At 71.9% G+C, this 17,939-nt stretch carries 14 protein-coding genes; 9 read left to right on the forward strand and 5 right to left on the reverse strand.

The features are described 5' to 3' along the window. Position 1 precedes the first annotated feature (1 nt). Positions 2 to 655, reverse strand: a complete 654-nt coding sequence (locus ABT004_RS02665; protein ID WP_351330994.1) for a TetR/AcrR family transcriptional regulator — start codon at positions 653 to 655, stop codon at positions 2 to 4. A 126-nt stretch (positions 656 to 781) separates the two neighbouring features. On the opposite strand from ABT004_RS02665, the gene ABT004_RS02670 reads away from it, so the two are divergent. Together ABT004_RS02670 and ABT004_RS02675 are read left to right on the forward strand one after the other, a co-directional pair. Then, positions 782 to 3,937, forward strand: coding sequence for a carboxyl transferase domain-containing protein (locus ABT004_RS02670; protein ID WP_351330995.1), 3,156 nt, complete (start codon positions 782 to 784; stop codon positions 3,935 to 3,937). 29 nt (positions 3,938 to 3,966) lie between these two features. After that, a complete protein-coding gene (locus ABT004_RS02675; protein WP_351330996.1) occupies positions 3,967 to 4,998 on the forward strand; it encodes a Ppx/GppA family phosphatase in 1,032 nt (343 codons plus the stop codon). A 223-nt stretch (positions 4,999 to 5,221) separates the two neighbouring features. On the opposite strand, the gene ABT004_RS02680 is transcribed toward ABT004_RS02675, so the two are convergent. The 3 genes from ABT004_RS02680 to ABT004_RS02690 form a co-directional block, all read right to left on the reverse strand. Beyond that, complete coding sequence (locus ABT004_RS02680; RefSeq protein ID WP_351330997.1) at positions 5,222 to 6,268, reverse strand: LLM class flavin-dependent oxidoreductase; 1,047 nt, start codon at positions 6,266 to 6,268, stop codon at positions 5,222 to 5,224. After that, positions 6,268 to 6,780, reverse strand: a complete 513-nt coding sequence (locus ABT004_RS02685; protein WP_351330998.1) for an SRPBCC family protein — start codon at positions 6,778 to 6,780, stop codon at positions 6,268 to 6,270. The genes ABT004_RS02680 and ABT004_RS02685 overlap by 1 nt, the downstream gene beginning before the upstream one ends. Before the next feature lie 99 nt (positions 6,781 to 6,879). Then, positions 6,880 to 7,377 carry a winged helix-turn-helix transcriptional regulator gene (locus tag ABT004_RS02690; RefSeq protein WP_351330999.1) on the reverse strand — a complete coding sequence of 166 codons (498 nt, stop codon included), beginning with the start codon at positions 7,375 to 7,377 and terminating at the stop codon, positions 6,880 to 6,882. Between the two features lie 146 nt (positions 7,378 to 7,523). Here ABT004_RS02690 and ABT004_RS02695 point away from each other — a divergent pair, with 146 nt between their 5' ends. From ABT004_RS02695 to ABT004_RS02725, 7 genes are all read left to right on the forward strand, one after another. After that, positions 7,524 to 8,381 carry an AAA family ATPase gene (locus ABT004_RS02695; protein WP_351331000.1) on the forward strand — a complete coding sequence of 286 codons (858 nt, stop codon included), beginning with the start codon at positions 7,524 to 7,526 and terminating at the stop codon, positions 8,379 to 8,381. Continuing rightward, a complete protein-coding gene (locus ABT004_RS02700) occupies positions 8,378 to 9,721 on the forward strand; it encodes a vWA domain-containing protein (RefSeq protein WP_351331001.1) in 1,344 nt (447 codons plus the stop codon). The genes ABT004_RS02695 and ABT004_RS02700 overlap by 4 nt, the downstream gene beginning before the upstream one ends. Positions 9,722 to 9,772: 51 nt before the next feature. Then, entirely contained in the window at positions 9,773 to 10,852 is a 1,080-nt protein-coding gene (locus ABT004_RS02705) for an acyltransferase family protein (RefSeq protein WP_451190454.1), read from the forward strand. A 168-nt stretch (positions 10,853 to 11,020) separates the two neighbouring features. Continuing rightward, positions 11,021 to 12,364 carry a uracil-xanthine permease family protein gene (locus tag ABT004_RS02710; protein WP_351331003.1) on the forward strand — a complete coding sequence of 448 codons (1,344 nt, stop codon included), beginning with the start codon at positions 11,021 to 11,023 and terminating at the stop codon, positions 12,362 to 12,364. Continuing rightward, positions 12,361 to 13,689 (forward strand): amidohydrolase family protein, encoded by a 1,329-nt coding sequence (locus ABT004_RS02715; protein ID WP_351331004.1) that lies wholly within the window; start codon positions 12,361 to 12,363, stop codon positions 13,687 to 13,689. The genes ABT004_RS02710 and ABT004_RS02715 overlap by 4 nt, the downstream gene beginning before the upstream one ends. A 279-nt stretch (positions 13,690 to 13,968) precedes the next feature. After that, complete coding sequence (locus tag ABT004_RS02720; RefSeq protein WP_351331005.1) at positions 13,969 to 14,955, forward strand: isopenicillin N synthase family dioxygenase; 987 nt, start codon at positions 13,969 to 13,971, stop codon at positions 14,953 to 14,955. 19 nt (positions 14,956 to 14,974) lie between these two features. Continuing rightward, entirely contained in the window at positions 14,975 to 16,336 is a 1,362-nt protein-coding gene (locus ABT004_RS02725; protein ID WP_351331172.1) for a nucleobase:cation symporter-2 family protein, read from the forward strand. Between the two features lie 18 nt (positions 16,337 to 16,354). On the opposite strand, the gene ABT004_RS02730 is transcribed toward ABT004_RS02725, so the two are convergent. Beyond that, the gene (locus tag ABT004_RS02730) at positions 16,355 to 17,821 is read right to left on the reverse strand and encodes an aminotransferase class I/II-fold pyridoxal phosphate-dependent enzyme (RefSeq protein ID WP_351331006.1); all 1,467 of its coding nucleotides are present in this window, start codon (positions 17,819 to 17,821) and stop codon (positions 16,355 to 16,357) included. Positions 17,822 to 17,939 lie beyond the last annotated feature (118 nt).

Genomic DNA, 17,939 nt, shown 5'->3' on the forward strand with positions numbered 1-17,939 from the left:
CCTACTGCTGCGGTGCTGCTCCGATACCGAGAAGGTGCAGGTACATGACGGTCGCGTCGGCGACCGCCTGGTCGTACGTGGCCGGCCGCTCGGCGACGAGCCGGGCGAATTCGATGCTCATGCCGCCGACGGCACGGGACAGGGTGAGCGGGTCGACGACCGGATGCACCCGGCCCTCGGCCGCGACCCGGCGTACGTAGCGGGCGGCGCGGCGGACCGGACGCTCGCGGATCTCCTCCCACAGGGCACGCACCTCGGCGTCGCCCCGCGCCTGCTGTTCGAGCAGGACGAGCAGCGGCAGATGCCGGGCGTAGGCGGCGATGAACGCGGCCGTGGAGGCGCGTGCCACCGCCGCCACGTCGTCGGTGTCCACCCCGGGCACGTCCTGAGCGGTGAGGAACGCGTCCCGTACGCGCCCCGCGAGCACCCGGAAGACCTCTTCCTTGGACGCGAAGTAGACGTAGAAACCGGCCCGTGACACCTCGGCCTGAGCCGTGATGTCGGCGATGGTCGCCGGGCCGTAGCCGAGCCGTGCGAAGACCTGCTCGGCCGCGTCGAGCAGCCGTCCGCGCGCCGGTGCGTCGGTCCGGTCGCGGGCGGTGCGGGTCGCCCATTCCTGCCGCCGGGGCGGTCTGTCCTGCTGACTGCGTGCCACAGCGCCAGAGTATTGACGTTGACGTCAGTGTCAATGAGCATGACGGAATCCGCGTTCGGAACCTCGGGTCCTCGGAATCCCGGAAACCCTGGTACCGAACCCGACTTCGAATTCCCGGAGGGGCACATGGGGTCTGCCGCCGTACTCGTCGCCAACCGAGGGGAGATCGCCGTCCGGGTGCTGCGCGCCGCCGCCGAACTCGGGCTGCGCACGGTGGCCGTGCACGAGCCGGGGGACGAGGCGCACCTGCACTTGGCGGACGAGGCCGTGCCGCTCGCGGCGGGCGGCTACCTGGACGCCGAGGCGCTGGTCGCGGCCGCGCGCCGGGCCGGTTGCACGTACCTCCACCCCGGCTACGGCTTCCTGAGCGAGTCCGCGGGGCTCGCCCGGCGGTGCGCGGACGCCGGTGTCACCTTCGTGGGTCCTTCGCCGGAGGTGCTCGACCTGTTCGGGGACAAGGCGCGCGCCCGTGCGCTCGCCGTCGAGACCGGGGTGCCGGTCCTGCCCGGCACCGAGGGTGACACCACGCTGGAGGAGGCGCGGGCGTTCCTCGCCGAAGCGGCGGGCGGCCCGGTGATGGTCAAGGCCGTGGGCGGGGGCGGCGGGCGCGGGATGCGGGTCGTACGGGACGCGGCGGAGCTCGACGAGGCGTGGGAGCGGTGTTCCTCCGAGGCCCAACAGGCGTTCGGCCGCAGCGAGTTGTATGTGGAGCGCCTGTGGGAGGGCGCCCGGCACATTGAGGTGCAGATCGTCGGCGACGGTGCCACCGCGAGTCATCTGTGGGAGCGGGACTGCAGCGCGCAGCGCCGCCACCAGAAGCTCGTCGAGATCGCCCCGGCGCCGGGCCTCGACGCGAGCCTGCGCGCCCGGCTCCTCGACGCCGCCCTGCGCCTGGCCGGGGCAGCCCACTACGCAGGTGTCGGCACGGTCGAATTCCTGGTGCGGGGCGAGGAGTTCGTGTTCATGGAGGCCAACCCGCGCCTCCAGGTGGAGCACACGGTGACGGAGGAGGTGACAGGAGTCGACCTGGTCGCGACGCAGCTGCGGATCGCGGCGGGCGAGAGCCTGGCCGACCTCGGTCTCACCGAGGAGCCGCCCGCGCCACGCGGCTTCGCCGTACAGCTGCGGGTGAACGCGGAGGTCACGGGCCCGGACGGAGCGGTGCGCCCGTCGGCGGGGCGGCTTTCGCGCCTCGACCTGCCGACGGGTCCCGGTGTCCGCGTCGACACCGCGGTCCGCACCGGAACCGACGTCGGCACGCGCTACGACTCCCTCCTCGCCAAGGTCGTCGCGCACGCGCCGGCCGGTGACTTCGCGGCGGCGGGCGCGCGGGCGCGGCGGGCGCTCGCCGAGTTCACGGTGGAGGGTGTGCGGACCGGCATCCCCTTCCTGGCCCGGCTGCTCGACCACCCCGGTTTCACGGCGGGCGGCTTCGACACGGGCTTCGTCCAGCGGCATCTGGCCGAACTGGCGCCACCGGTCGAGCCCGAACGCGCGACGGAAGCGGGCACGGTGGTCGCCCCCATGAGCGGCACGGTCGTCTCCGTCGACGTCGTCGCCGGTCAACACGTCACCGCGGGCGCCACGTTGCTCGTCCTCGAGGCCATGAAGATGGAGCACGTCGTGCGCGCCGAACAGGCGGGCATCGTACGGGCGGTGGGGGTGGTGGTCGGCGAGACGGTTACAGAATTCGCCGAAGTGCTACATCTCGACCTAGTGGAGGGGGAAGGACCGCGGCAGGACGCGGCCGTCGAGATCGACCTGGACGCGGTCCGCCCCGACCTCGCTCAGGTCGTGGAGCGGCACGCCTTCGGTCTCGACGAGAACCGCCCCGAAGCGGTTGCCAAGCGGCATGCGAAGGGGCTGCGCACGGCGCGCGAGAACATCGAGGACCTGTGCGACCCGGGGACGTTCACCGAGTACGGCGCGCTCGCGGTGGCCGCGCAGCGGCGCCGCCGCCCGCTGGACGACCTGATCCGCTCGACGCCCGCCGACGGCATGGTCACCGGCACGGGCCGGATCGGCGGCGCGCCCGCGGTCGCGATGTCGTACGACTACACGGTGCTCGCCGGGACGCAGGGCCACAACAACCACCGCAAGACCGACCGGATGCTGCACCTGGCCGAGGAACGCGGGCTGCCCGTCGTGCTGTTCGCGGAGGGCGGCGGTGGCCGGCCCGGCGACACCGACACCGCGTCGATCGCGGGCCTTGACGTCATGACGTTCCATCAAATGGCCCGGCTCAACGGCAAGGTCCCGCTCGTCGGCATCGCGTCGGGCCGCTGCTTCGCGGGCAACGCGGCGCTGCTCGGCAGCTGCGACGTCATCATCGCGACACCCGAGGCGAACATCGGCATGGGCGGCCCCGCGATGATCGAGGGCGGCGGCCTCGGCGTGCACCGCCCGGAGGACATCGGCCCACTGTCGGTGCAGGTGCCGAACGGGGTGGTGGACCTGCCGGTGGCCGACGAGGCGGAGGCGGTCCGCGTGGCCCGCGCCTACCTGTCCTACTTCCAGGGCCCGCAGGCGAGTTGGGAGTCACCGGACCCGCGGCGCCTGCGCCACGCGATCCCCGAGAACCGGCGCCGCGCCTACGACATCCGTACCGCCATCGACGGGCTCGCCGACACGGACTCGGTGCTCGAACTGCGCCGCGGCTTCGGTACGGGTGTCATCACGGCGCTCGTACGGATCGAGGGCCGGCCGATGGGCCTGGTCGCCAACAACCCGGCGCACCTCGGCGGCGCCGTAGACCGGGACGCCGCGGACAAGGCGGCGCGCTTCCTCCGGCTGTGCGAGTCCTTCGGCCTCCCGGTCGTCTCGCTGTGCGACACGCCCGGTTTCATGGTCGGTCCGGAGTCCGAACGCACCGCGACGGTACGGCAGTTCGCGGACCTGTTCGTGGCAGGAGCCCGCCTCACCGTCCCCCTGGTCTGCCTCGTGCTGCGCAAGGCGTACGGGCTCGGGGCGATGGCCATGATGGGCGGTTCCACGCGGGCCCCGCTCGGCACGGCCGCCTGGCCGAGCGGCGAGTTCGGCGGGATGGGCCTGGAGGGTGCGGTGCGGCTCGGGTACCGCCGCGAACTGGAGGCGATCACCGATCGCGCCGAGCGGGAGCGGGCGTTCGAGGCGCGGGTCGCCGAGATGTACGAACACGGGAAGGCGGTGAACGCGGCGGCGGCGCTGGAGATCGACGCGGTGATCGACCCGGCGGATTCCCGGAGTTGGGTCGTGTCGGCACTGGACGCGCCGATCATGACCTCGGACACGTCCGCGCATTGACGCCCGCCAACAGGGGTACTCGGTCGATCATGCGTATCAGTGTGGTTGATGTCGGCTCGAACACCGTGCGCCTCGCAATCGCGGACGCCCGCGACGGCGCACCGCTGCCGGTGCACACGGCCAAGCGACGGCTGCGCCTGTCGGAGCTGGTGGACGGCGACCGGCGACTGGGTCCCGCGGCCGTCGAGCGACTGGTCGACGCGGTGCGGACGGCGGTCACGGAGGCCGAACGCTGGGGCAGCGACGAGCCGTTCGTCTTCGCCACGGCCATCGTCCGGGACGCGCCGAACCGGGACGAGGTGCTCGACGCCGTCGAGGAGGGCACCGGGGTGCGGCCCCGGGTGCTGCCCGGCGAGGTGGAGGCGGAGCTGACGTTCCTCGCCGCAAGGCGGTGGATGGGCTGGCGGGCCGGCCCGCTCGGCGTCCTCGACATCGGCGGCGGTTCGCTGGAGGTCGCCTTCGGGCGTGGCCGGCTGCCCGAGTTCGCGATCTCGCTGCCGCTCGGGGCGGGGCGGCTGACGCGCGAGCATCTGCCGGGCGGCGGAGCGGCGCCGACGGAGCAGGAGGTGAAGGCGCTGCGGCGGCATGTGCGGCATCAGCTCAGGGACGTCGCGGCGCGGATCCGCTGGGAGGGGCCGCTCACGGCGGCGGCCACGTCGCGTACGTTCACGCAGTTGGCGCGCCTGTGCGGGGCCCCTCCGGGGCGTCATGGGCCGTTTGTGCCGCGGCAGTTGAGCCGTAAGTCGTTGGGGCTTGCGGTCACCGAGTTGGCGGCGCTGCCTGCCGAGCGGCGGGCGGAGCTGCCCGGTATTTCCGCGCCTCGGGCGTCGCAGTCCCTTGCGGGGGCGCTTGTCGGTCATACGGCGATGAAGCTCATGGGCATCCGTGAGCTCACGGTGTGTCCGTGGGCGATCCGGGAGGGCATTCTGCTGCGCCGCATAGAGGGTGACGCGGGTTGGTCCGCGAATGGCCATCCGGCCCTCCACCTGGCAGCGGCCGACCGCACCTACGCCACGGGGCTCCGCCACGGACCCCGCTCCTCAATCGCCGGAGGGGCTTGAAAGATCGGGGCTCCGCCCCGGGCCCCGCGCCTCAATCGCCGGAGGGGCTTGATGGTGCCGACCCGGGCTTGATTTTGCAGCCCGGGCTTGATGGTGCCGTCCCGCCTTGGGCAATCTGCCGCCTTGGGCGGCAGGGTGGGCAAGGCGGCGCCACGGTGCGGCGCGCCCGATACCTCAGGCGCCGACCCCGGCACCGCACAAAGACCTCGGTGCCGCGGAGGGGTCAACCCACCCCGTGCACCAGGTCAATCGCTCGGCCCAGCGTCGCCAAACGCGCGTCCACCGTGTCCCCCGCCGGGTAGAGGCGAACCGTGTCGACGCCCGCCGCCCGCCACACGGCCAACCGCTCCCGCACCATCCGCTCCGTACCGATGAGCGTCGTGGCGAGGACCATGTCGTCGGTGACCAGGGCGGCCGCCCCCTCGCGGTCGCCGGCCTGCCAGCGTTCGCGGACCGCCGCGGCGACATCCGCCCAACCCTGCCTGCTGTACGCCTGGTTGTAGAAGTTGGTGGAGGCGGAGCCCATGCCGCCGAGACTGAAGGCGAGTTCCTTCTTCCGGCCGCCCACCACCGCGGCCAGCTCCTCCTCGTCCTCGACGAAGTTCACCTCCGCCCCCTGGCAGATGTCGAGATCGGCCCTGGTCCGGCCGGAGGCCTTGAGCCCCGCGTCCAGGTGGTCGAAGTACGCCTCCTTCGCCCCTTCGGGCACGAAGCTCGTCCCGAGCCATCCGTCGGCGACCTCCCCGGTGAGCCGCAGCATCTTCGGCGACAACGTGGCCAGATGGATGGGCAGTTCGTGCTCGGCCCGCATCGACAGCCGCATGGGACGGGCATCACCTCCCGGGAGCGGCAGCGCGAACTCCCGCCCCTCGTAGGCGAGTTTCTCGCCGGTCGCCGCCATCCGCACGATCTCGACGGTCTCCCGCATCCGGGCCAGCGGCCGCGCGAACGGCACCCCGTGCAACCCCTCGATCACCTGCGGCCCGGACGGGCCGAGCCCGAGGAGGAAGCGGCCCTCGGAGATGTTCGACAACGTGATCGCGGCGCGCGCGATGGCGGCCGGGGTGCGGGTGGCGAGCTGGATGATGCCGGACCCGAGCAGCATCCGCTCGGTGCGCGCCGCCAAGTACCCGAGCGGGGACGGCGCTTCGGAGCCCCAGGCCTCGGCGACCCAGCAGATGTCCAGGCCCAGCTTCTCGGCCTCGGTGACGAAGTCGACGGTCTCCCGCCAGTCCCCGCCGGACGCCTCGATGGTGGTCGACGTACGCATCAGGCATCGGTCCCTTCGGCGAGGGTCTTGACGCCGTCGAGCGCCGCGTTCATGCCCCGCTCCCACTCCCGCAGCCGCCCGTAGACGATCTTCTGCTCCTTCTCCGGCATCCGGTCGATGGCGTACGAGAGACCGGAGCGGCCGGGCCCCATCCGCGCCCACTGCGTCAGTTCCGTGCCCCCGTCCTCGTTCTCCGTGATGCTGAACCGCCATACGGCGCTGGGCTGTTCGGGGTCGCCCACGGCCCACGCGAAGACCCGGCCCCGCGCGCACTCGACGACACACGAGGTGGTCTCCCACGCCCCGAACGCCTCGTGCCGGCTGCGTCCCAGGAAGCGGGCGCCGACACCTCGCTTCTCGTCCAGCCACTCGGCCGACTGGAGTTCCGCGCTGAACCGGGGCATCAGGGCGACATCACTGATCAGCTCCCACACTCGGTCCGGAGGCGCCGCGATCGTGCGCCGCACCTCGACGGTCGGCGTGTCCGCGTAGCGTGCGCCGGTCCACTCCATCGTGCTCCACCTCTCCGGAGAACAGCCTGTGACCATGAGAGTTTCGTAGATGGACTCACTACGTCAAGAGCAACCCGGCCATCAGAAGGAAGCATCGGTTCAGCGGGTGAAGCGCGCCGCGATCGCCGGGCGCCGCGCGAGCTTCTCCGGGTAGCCGGGGCCCATCCGCGCGTGGGTGTCGTCGGCGGTCATCGGCTCGCCGCAGTGTGCGCAGACGACCGCGGCCTCGCTCTCGTGCCCGCACCGGTCGTGTGCGAAGACGACGGGTGCGCCCTCCTCGCCGGACAGCCAGCGGTTGCCCCAGGCGTTCATGGCGGCGAGGACGCCGAAGAAGTCACGGCCCTTCTCGGTGAGCACGTAGTCGTGCCGCACGGGCGCCGTGTCGTAGGCCCGCTTCTCCATCAGCCCCGCCTCGACAAGGCGCCGCAGCCGCTCCGCCAGGGTCGTCCGGGCGATGCCGAGCTCCTGCTGGAACACGTCGAAGCGGGTGATGCCGTAGAACGCCTCGCGCAGCACGAGCGGCGTCCACCAGTCCCCCAGGAGGTCCATGGTGCGGGCGATGGAGCAGGGCCAGTCGGCAAAGGAAGTGCGCCTCATGCCGTCAGGATACGGACGGACCAACCGGGTCGGTCTCGGTACAGGACTCAGGACGTGACGTTCACCATGAACGGTGCGGGCCCATTGTGGACGGGGCTCCCGGCTGATCACCTGGAGTCCTACAACGCACCGAGCTGGAGGCCCCGTTGTTCGCTTCCGTGGACGAAGTCACCACGCGCCTTGCCGAGACCGGCTATCTGGCCTCGCCCGCCGTGGCGACCACCGTCTTCCTGGCCGCCAGGCTCGGCAAGCCGCTGCTCGTCGAGGGCCCGGCGGGCGTCGGCAAGACGGAGCTCGCGAAGGCGGTCGCGGCGATCAGCGACGCCCGCCTGATCCGCCTCCAGTGCTACGAGGGCGTGGACGAGAGCCGCGCGCTCTACGAGTGGAACCACGCGAAGCAACTGCTGCGCATCACGGCGGGCCGTGACGAGACCTGGGACCAGACGCGCACGGACATCTTCAGCGAGGAGTACCTGCTGACGCGCCCCCTGCTGGAGTCGATCCGCGGGGACGACGCGAAGGTCCTGCTCATCGACGAGATGGACAAGGCGGACGTGGAGGTGGAGGGCCTGCTCCTCGAAGTCCTCTCCGACTTCCAGGTGACCGTCCCCGAGCTGGGTACGATCGCCGCCACCCGGCGCCCCTTCGTGGTCCTCACCTCGAACGCGAGCCGTGAGCTGTCGGAGGCGCTGCGCCGCCGCTGCCTCTTCCTCCACATCGGCTTCCCCGAGGAGGAGTTGGAGCGCCGCATCCTCGCCCTGCAGGTGCCCGAGCTCGACACGGTGCTCGCCGAGTCCCTCGTACGGGTCGTGGGCGCGCTGCGCGCGATGGATCTGCACAAGGTGCCCTCGGTCGCGGAGACGGTGGACTGGGCGCGCACCCTGCTGGCGCTCGGCGCGGACCGGCTCGACGAGGAGGTCGTACGGGCTTCCCTCGGCGTCGTCCTCAAGCATCAGGAGGACGTGAACACGGCTGCGGCGAAGCTCGATCTGGACGCGGTGTGAGCACCACCGACCGCATCACTTCGCTCGTCCGGGCGCTGCGCGCGCACGGCATCCGGATCGGCACGGGCGAGAGCGTGGACGCCGCGCAGGCGGTGGCGGCGCTCGGCCTGGACAGCCGGGACCACCTGCGCGAGGGGCTCGCCTCCGCGCTCCTGCACGACCAGGGTCAGCGTGCGGTCTTCGACCCGGTCTTCGACGTGTACTTCCCGCACGCGGTGGGCGCGCCCGGCCAGGGCGGCGCCACCGACCGGGAGAGCCTGCGCGAACGCCTCGCCGAGGCCCTGACCACGAACGACAGCGCCGCCCTCGCCCGGCTTGCGGCCGAGGCGGTGGACTCGCTCGGCGGCTACGACGCGAACGGATGGTCCTCGCAGCAGACGCTGGACCGGCTGCGCCCGCAGACGCTCCTCGCGCCCGTCATGTCCGCGATCCGCGCGGGCGGCAGCGGCCAGTCCGGGGCGTTCACCGACCGCATCGAGGCGGACGAGATCCGCCGCCGCATCGAGGAGTTCCGCGAAGGGGTTCGCGGTGAGGCCCGCCGCCGGGTCGCGGAGGCCCGCAACCGCGACGAGCTGGCCCGCCGGATGCCGGTGCAGACGCCCGACCGCACCCTGTTCCTCTACGCGGACAAGGCCCAGCTCGCCGAGCTGCGCCGCACGGTCCACCCCCTGGCCCGGAAGCTGGCCACCCGCCTCGCGGCCCGCCGACGCCGCGCGGCCCGCGGCCACATCGACCTGCGCCGCACGCTGCGCGGCTCGCTGTCGACGGGCGGCGTCCCCATGAAGCCGGTCCTGCGGGGGCGCCGCCCGACCCGCCCGGAACTGGTCCTGCTCTGCGACGTGTCGGGCTCGGTCGCCGGCTTCGCGAACTTCACGATGCTGCTGGTCCAGGCCCTGCACGACCAGTTCAGCAAGATCCGCGTCTTCGCCTTCGTCAACCGGATCGACGAGGTCACCGACCTCATCGCGCACGGCGCCGCGGACGCGGAGGGCCTCGGCGCCCGCATCGCGTCCGAGGCCACGCTGACCGGCTGGCACGGCAGCAGCGACTACGGCACGGCGCTCGGCGAGTTCGTGGAGCGCTACGAGTCCGCGGTGGGCCCCCGCACGACGGTCCTCATCCTCGGCGACGCCCGCAACAACCAGCAGAACCCGAACCTCCCGGCCCTGCGCCGCATCACCCGCGCCTCCCGCCGCACCCACTGGCTCAACCCGGAACCCCGCTCCCAGTGGGACACGGGCGACTCCGCGGCCTCCACGTATGCCGAGGTGGTCCCCCTGCACGAATGCCGCAACGCCCGCCAACTGAGCACCCTGGTCGGCCGCCTGCTGCCCATCTAGCCGTATCGTCCGTAGCCCTTTCACTTGCGCAATCGTGAAGGGACGGGAAGCGTGATCCGGACGGATACCGGCGGGGACGGAGGGCGTATGAAGGCGGACGGCCGTGACGCGTACTTCGACAACGCCAAGTACCTGGCCATCGTCCTCGTCGCGCTCGGGCACGCCTGGGAGCCCCTGCGCGGGGACAGCCGCGCGGCCTCGGCGCTGTACTTCACCGTCTACACGTTCCACATGCCTGCGTTCATCGTGATCTCCGGCTACTTCTCACGGTCGTTCGACGCGAGCCCCCGGCGAATGAAGCGCCTGGTCACGGGCGTACTGGTGCCGTACGTGATCTTCGAGCTCGCGTACACGTTCTTCAAGCGCACGGTGGGCGACGACCCGGACTACCCGATCAGTCTGCTCGACCCCTGGTATCTGACGTGGTTCCTGATCGCGCTCCTCATCTGGCGGCTCACCACCCCGCTCTGGAAGATCATTCGCTGGCCGCTGCCGCTGGCCCTCGCGGTCGCCGTGCTCGCCGCCGTCTCCCCCGACATCGGTGACGACCTGGACCTCCAGCGGGTGCTGCAGTTCCTGCCCTTCTTCGTGCTCGGCCTCTGCCTGAAACCGGAGCACCTCCAGCTGGTGCGGAACCGCAGGGCCCGCATCCTCGCCGCGCCGGTGTTCGTGGGCGCGCTGGTCGTCGCGTACTGGGCCTCGCCGCGGATGACCGCCGCCTGGTTCTACCGCCGCGACAGCGCGCAGGAGCTGGGCGCGCCGGGCTGGACGGGCGTGGTGATGACGCTCGCCCTGTTCGCCTGCTCGGTGATCCTCATGGCCTGCTTCTTCGCGTGGGTGCCGGGGCGCAGGCTGTGGTGCACCGCGCTCGGCGCGGGCACCCTGTACGGCTATCTGCTGCACGGCTTCCTCGCGAAGGGCTCCCGCTTCTGGGGCTGGTACGACCACGCCTGGGTGCACACGCCGCTCGGCGAGATCACCGTCACCGTGATCGCGGCGGCGGTCATCACCGCGCTGTGCACCCCACCCGTGCGGTGGCTGTTCCGCTGGGCCATGGAGCCCGAGATGCGCTGGGCCTTCAAACCCGAGCCGTCCCCCTCCGACGAGGGCCGGTCACCGACGCGTACGTAACGCCCGTCCGTTCGGCTACGTCGCGGTTTCCTGAGCGCAACGCCGTCGAAACACCGTCTCCCTACCGTCACCTCCACACCGGTCATGGCTGCAACGGCCGGTGGGTGTCCGGGTGCGGTCCGCCGGGGTGCTAACCAGCCGTCTTCCGCCGAGCTGTGAGGAGGAACGATGGCTGTAGTCGAGCATGCCGTCGCGCCCGCACACCAAGGACCCCACCCCGTCGACATACGGCCTCCGTGGCGGCGGCTGGTGCCGCTGAGCCTGCAGCATCTGCTCGTCGCGTACGCGGGCATGGCCACGATGCCGCTGCTCGTGGGGACGGCGCTACATCTGCCCGAGGACCGGATTCGGCTGCTCATCAGCGCGAATCTGCTGGTCAGCGGCGTCGCGACCGTGTTGCAGTCGCTGGGCCTGAAATGGTTCGGGGCGCGGTTGCCGATCGTGATGGGGTCCACGTTCACCGCGATCACGCCCGCCGTTCTCATCGGGCAGGAGCACGGGCTCGCCGCCGTGTTCGGGGCGACCGTCGTGTCCGGCCTGGTGACGCTGGCCGTCGCTCCGTGGTTCGGGCGCTGTCTGCACCTGTTCCCGCCGCTGGTCACGGGGACGGTCATCGCCGTCATCGGGTTCTCGCTTGTGCCTTCGGCGGCCGGTCTCATCGCCGGGGAGGGGGCCGGCGGCAGCGGTGTCCGCGGGCTCGCGCTCGCCGCAGGGACGGTGCTGCTCGTGGTGGTCGTGGAGCGCGTCGCACCGCCCGCGCTCGCCCGGTTCTCGGTGCTCGTCGCCATGGGCGTGGGGACGGTGGCCGCGCTGCCGCTGGGGCTGTTCGACGGGTCGGGGGTCGCGGACGCGCGCGTCGTCACGGCGCCCGATCCGACCGCTTTCGGGGCGCCCACGTTCGTGGTGCCCGCCATCGCGGCGATGCTGGTCGTGCAGCTCGTGAACATGGTGGAGTCCGTCGGCGACACCCTCGCGGTCGGCCAGATCGTCGGCCGCGGCGACGACGCGCCCACCGTCGTACGGGCGCTGCGCGCGGACGGCGCGGCCACCGTGCTGTCGGGGGCGCTCGCCTCCTTCCCCGTCGTGACGTTCGGGCAGTCGGTGGGCCTGGTGAGCGTGACGCGTGTGAAGAGCCGTCATGTCGTCGCCCTGTCCGGGGTGTTGATGGTGGCGCTGGCGTTCGTGCCCGTGCTCGGGGCCGCCGTCGCCGCCGTGCCGGGTCCTGTCCTCGGCGGGGTGTCGCTCGTCATGTTCGGGACCGTGGGCGCGGTCGGGCTGCGGATCCTCGCGCGCGCCGATCTGACCGAGCCGCGGAATCTGCTGACCGTCGCCCTCGCCTTCGCGCTCGGCATGATCCCGCTCGGCGCGCCGGACTTCTACGCGCCACTCCCCTCGTACGTGCGCACCGTCCTGGACAGCGGCATCGCCGTCACCGGGATCGTGGCGTTCCTGCTCAATCTGCTGTTCCACCACACGGGCGCCGCCCGTCTCCGGAAGGAGCCCGCCCTGTGAGACTCGGGACGATCACAGATGTCACCGTGTACAGCGGGGGCCGCTGGCTGCCCGGAATGGACGTGCACATCACCAACGGGCGGATCACGGCACTCGTACCGCACGGTGAACTCCCTCGCAGCGGTGAGGTGTTGGACGGCAGCGGCGGGCATCTGACTCCCGGCCTCGTCAACACGCACACGCACCTCTTCCAGGCCGGTCTGCGCGGCATCGGTGAGGGGCTCGGGCTGCTCGCGTGGCTGAGCGCCGTCGGCGAGGAGGCGGCGCTGCTCACGCCCGAGCGCGCCTACGCGACCGCTGCCGCCGCCGCGGCCGAGGCGCTGCGCAGCGGAACCACCACGCTCGTCGAGCACATGTGGCCGCACCCGTCGCCCGAGGTGCACGACGCGGTGCTGCGGGCCCTCAAGGACAGCGGCGTACGGGCCGTGTTGTGCCGGGGCGTCGCCGACCGGGCGGACCAGAGCCGCAAGTGGGGCTTCGACCCGCGGCTGATGCAGCCACTGAAGGAGTCCCTCGCGCACACGGACGAGCTGATCGCGCAGGCGCGCGGCAGCCGGGTGGACGTCGGCGTGGCCGTGCCGAACCCGCGGTGCCTGACACCGGATGGGATGGCCGCCGTACGCGCGTACGCGGACGAGCGCGACCTGCCCGTCTCGCTGCACCTCCTGGAGACGCTGACGGACGACTCAATGTGCCGTGAACGTACGGGAGTTGGCGCCGTCGAGTATCTGGAGCGGGCCGGGTTCCTGTGGGAGCGACTGCTCGCCGTGCACTGCGTGGAGCTCGACGCCGAGGGGCGGGACACCCTCGCCCGGCACGGCGTAGGTGTCTCGTACAACCCTCTGAGCAATATGCGGCTCGGCAGCGGGATCGCGCCGGTGCCCGAGATGCTGGAGGCGGGACTGAGCGTCGGGCTCGGGGTCGACGGGGCCGCCAGCAACGACACGCAGGACATCCTGGAGGCACTGCGCATCGGCGCGTATCTGCAACGGGCCGCGCACCGCAAGGCGGATCTGTTCGGGTTCCCCGAGATGTTCGCGATGGCGGCGGGCGGCGCGAACCGGATCCTCGGGATCGAGGAGAACCCGGACGGCGGGCTGCGGGCCGGGATGCGGGCGGACCTCGTCCTGCACCGCTTCGACCGGGACTACGCCTGCCTTCCGGTACGCGACCCGGGGGCGACGCTGCTGACGTGTGCGGGCAGCAGGACGGTTGCGGCCGTACTCGTGGATGGTGAGGTCCTGGTACGCGACGGTGAGCATGTCCGCCTGCCGTCGCGGGAGTTGGCGGCGGGGCTTGCCCACTCAAGCCCCTGCGGCGATTGAGCAGCGGGGTCCGGGGCAGCGCCCCGCGACCGTGCCCCGGGTCACCGTCACCTTTACGGCCGCGTAACAGCACGATCCCCACCGGTAACACACACCGTGCAGGCTGATCCCATCGCGTGCGGGCCCCGCGCAGGGGCCCGCACCAGCACACGGCGCCCGGCCCCACGAAGGGGGTCCGCCGCGACCGTGCACGCGGGCCTCTGAGTGCCCGTGCTGGGGGTCGCAGGGGCGGTGACTGCATCCCGTACGCAACTCCACGTCCGAGGAGCGACAGCCGCGATGACGAACACCACGTACACACTCGACGAGTTGGCCAAGGAGACCCGGATGGGCGGGGCCGGAACGCAGACGTCCGCCCGGGAGATCCGCCGTGTCGACCTCACCGACTTCGAGCACCGCAAGGCGGAGATCACCGAGGAGCTGTGGGCCGCCGCCACCGACATCGGCTTCTTCCAGCTGGTGAACCACGGCATCGAACCCGCCGCCGTGGACGGCGCGTTCGCCGACGCCGAGGCCTTCTTCGCGCTGCCCGAGGAGACCAAGGCGCGGCACGGCCTGAAGAAGGGGCTCAACTCCGGCTGGGAGTCGATGACCCAGGTGCGTCCGTCGATCGGGACGCCCGACCAGAAGGAGTCGTACCAGCTGACCCGCCCGCACATGGAAGGGCTGTGGCCGGACGACGCGTTGCCCGGATTCCGGGAGCGGACACTCGAATTCGAGGCGCGCTGCCGGGAGTTGGCGATGCGGGTGCTGTCCTGCTTCGCGGACCGCCTTGGGCTGCCCGACGGATTCTTCGCACGCGCCCATGACCCGGCGAGCCCGCAGTACCAGTCGACGCTGCGAATGCTGCACTACTTCGCCGTGCCCGACGACGCCGTCATCCCCGCGAACACGTGGCGGGCCGGGGCGCACACCGACTTCGACTGCCTGACGCTGCTGTTCCAGCGGGACGGGCAGGGCGGACTTCAGGTGTGCCCGGGGAAGGAGGCCGACGCACAGGAGTGGACGCCGGTCGAGCCGGCGGACTCCGTGATCACCTGCAACATCGGGGACATGCTGATGCGGTGGAGCGACGACCGGCTCCCGTCGAACTTCCACCGGGTGATGTCACCGGGCCCGGGAGACGACCGGTCGGCCCGCCACAGCATCGCGTTCTTCGCGCAGGCCGACCGTGACGTGGTGATCGAGGGCCCGGAGGGCCGCTACCCGCCGATCACCGCTGCCGACTACATCCAGCAGCGGATCGCTGCCAACTTCTCGCGATAGAAAGGTGGTTGACGTGACGATGCCCGCGAGGGGCGGACAGCGGGCCGGCTTCGGGCGGCTCGCGGTGCTGGGGGTCCAGCACGTGCTCGTGATGTACACGGGGTGTGTGACCGTGCCGTTGGTGTTCGGCGCCGCGGCCGGGCTCGACGCCGCGACGATCGCCGTCCTGATCAACGCCGATCTGCTCGTCGCGGGCGTCGTCACGATGATCCAGGGCGCCGGTGTCGGCCGGTTCCTCGGCGTGCGGATGCCGGTGATGGCGGGGGCGGCGTTCACCGCGGTGACGCCGATGATCCTGATCGCCGGGGAGTACGGCCTCCAGGCGGTGTACGGGTCGATGCTCGCGGCCGGCGTGTTCGGGCTGCTGATCGCCTACCCGTTCGCGAAGGCGGTCCGCTTCTTCCCGCCGCTGGTGAGCGGCGTGGTGATCACGGTGGTGGGCCTCGCGCTGATCGGTGTGGGCGTGAACCTGGTCGTCGGGAACGACCCGAAGGCCGCCGACCACGCGGCGCCCTCGCGGCTCGCGCTCGCCGCGTTCGTCGTCGTCGTGATCCTGCTGGTGGCGCGGTTCGGGCGCGGATTCCTCGCGCAAACCGGCGTGCTGGTGGGCCTGTTGGCGGGGACGGCGGTCGCCGTGCCGTTCGGCCTGGTCGACTTCTCGGCGGCGCGGACCGCGGACTGGATCGGGGTCAGCACTCCGTTCCACTTCGGGGCGCCGGAGTTCCCCGCGGTCGCCGTGCTGTCGATGTGCGTGGTAATGCTGGTCCTGTTCGCCGAGTCGACGGCCGATCTGATCGCGGTCGCGGAGCTGACCGGCAAGCGGCTGACGACCGCCGACATGGCGCGCGGGCTGGCCGCGGACGGGCTCTCCGGGGTGCTGGGAGGCGTCATGAACGCGTTCCTGGACACGGTGTTCGCGCAGAACGTGGGCCTGGTGACGATGACGAAGGTGCGCAGCCGGCACGTCGCGACGATCGCCGGCGGCATCCTCGTGATCCTCGGCCTGGTTCCCAAACTCGGCGCGCTGGTCGCCGGGTTGCCGCAGCCGGTGGTCGGCGCGGCGGGGCTCGTGATGTTCGCGACGGTCGCCGTTGTCGGCATCAACACGCTCCGCAAGGTCGACTTCGACGGCACGCACAACCTGCTGATCGTCGCGGTGTCGATCGGCGTCGGCATGGCACCCGAGGTGGCACCCGACCTGTACTCGCGCTTCCCCGACGGCGTCGGCATCGTCCTCGGCTCGCCCGTGACGAGCGCGACCCTGCTGGCGTTCGGCCTCAACCTGGCGTTCAACGGCGGGAGTTCACGGCGCGACGACGATCCCGGACAGGCGCCGGTGGTGCCGGAGGTGCGGCGCGAGGCGCCGGCCGGGAGTCCGTAGCGGCCGCTTCAGGCGCGGTCAGGCGCGCTCCACCGCCACCCGGATCGTGCGCAGTTCCGGGTCCGCCGGGTCGGGTACGTTCATGCCCGCCGTGAGGCCCGTGCGCAGGTAGCCGATCACCTCATCGTTGAGCCGCTCCCCCGGCAGTACCGTCGGGATGCCGGGCGGGTACGGGGTGGCCATTTCGGCGGCGATGCGCCCGTCGGCGCGTTCCAGCGGCACGTCCTCGACCGGCCCGAAGTACGCGTCGCGCGGCAACATGGCCTGTTCCAGGCGGAGTTCGGACGGCTTGGGTACGGCGACCGCGGGCGCGCCGCGCAGTTCGGCGCGGTGCTCGGCGACGTCCCGCAGGCCGTCGAGGAGGGCGGCGAGTGTCGCCGGGGAGTCCGCGAAGGTGAGCTGGGCGCCGATCCTGCGGTGGTCGGCGATGTGCACGTCGAGGGCGCGGTGGGAGCGCAGCCAGTCGGCGACGCGGTAGCCGCTCGTGTCCAGGTCGGCCACGTCGACGAGGATCGGCAGCGGGTCGAGGTCGTACGCGAGGCCGGGGCCCGTGAGGGCGTCGCGGCCGTACACGTGCATGCCGTCGATCGCGTCAACGGCTTGCCGCGCCTCCGCGGCGAGGTCGAGGGCGTTGCCCAGGAGTTCGCGGCCGTGCAGCCGCATCTGGCGCCGCCAGCCGTCGAGGCCCGCGTAGATGAGGACGGAGGGGCTGGTGGTGCCGAGCAGGTCGGCGCGGGAGGTGAGGGTGGCCGGGTCGATGAGGTCGCCACGGAGATGGAACACCGAGCCCTGTTCCAGGCCGCTGCCCATCTTGTGAATGCTGGTGACACACACGTCGGCGCCCGCGTCCATGGCCCACTTGGGCAGGTCGGGGTGGAACGGCAGGTGCGCGCCCCACGCCTCGTCGACGATCAGCGGCCTGCCGCGCGCGTGGCAGATCTCGGCGAGCCGCTCCAGGTCGGCGCAGGTCCCGTACGAGGTCGGGCTGGTGATCAGCGCTCCGCGCGCGTCCGGGTGGCGCTCGAAGGCCTCCTCGTACGACTGCGGGGAGGGCGGATGCGCGAGGCCCCGCTCGGCGTCCCACTGCGGTTCGACCCACACGGGGTCGATGCCGCACAGGATCAGCCCGCTCACCACGGACTTGTGGGCGTCACGCCCGATGAGCAGCTGCTCGTGGGGCCCGGCGACGGCCAGCATCGCGGCCTTGACCGAGAGGGAGCTGCCGCACGTGGTGAAGAAGGTGTGGTCGGCGTGGACCGCGTCGGCCATCAGCTGCTCGGCGCGCCGCAGCACCCGGCCGCGCATCCGACGGTCGTCGAGGCCGCCGCTGGCGAGGACGTCCGCGTGGAAGGCGTCGCCGAGGACTCTCCTGGCCTGCTCGTCGGCGCCGCGCGCCTGCTTGTGGCCGGGTGGCGTGAAGGCGAGCCTGCCATGCGCGTGATACGAGTCGAGGGCTTCCAGGACGGGGGCGGCGGTGTGATCCATGGGGCCCGGGTACCGGGTATCGGGCCTGTTCATGCCACCTGCCTCCAATCGGGCTACACGTCCGTCACGCCGGTTCGGCCAATCAAGCCCCGCCGGCGATTGAGGCGCGGGGTCCAGG

Origin of the sequence: Streptomyces sp. NPDC002790 (genome assembly GCF_040295505.1) — a bacterium.
Lineage (GTDB): Bacteria > Actinomycetota > Actinomycetes > Streptomycetales > Streptomycetaceae > Streptomyces.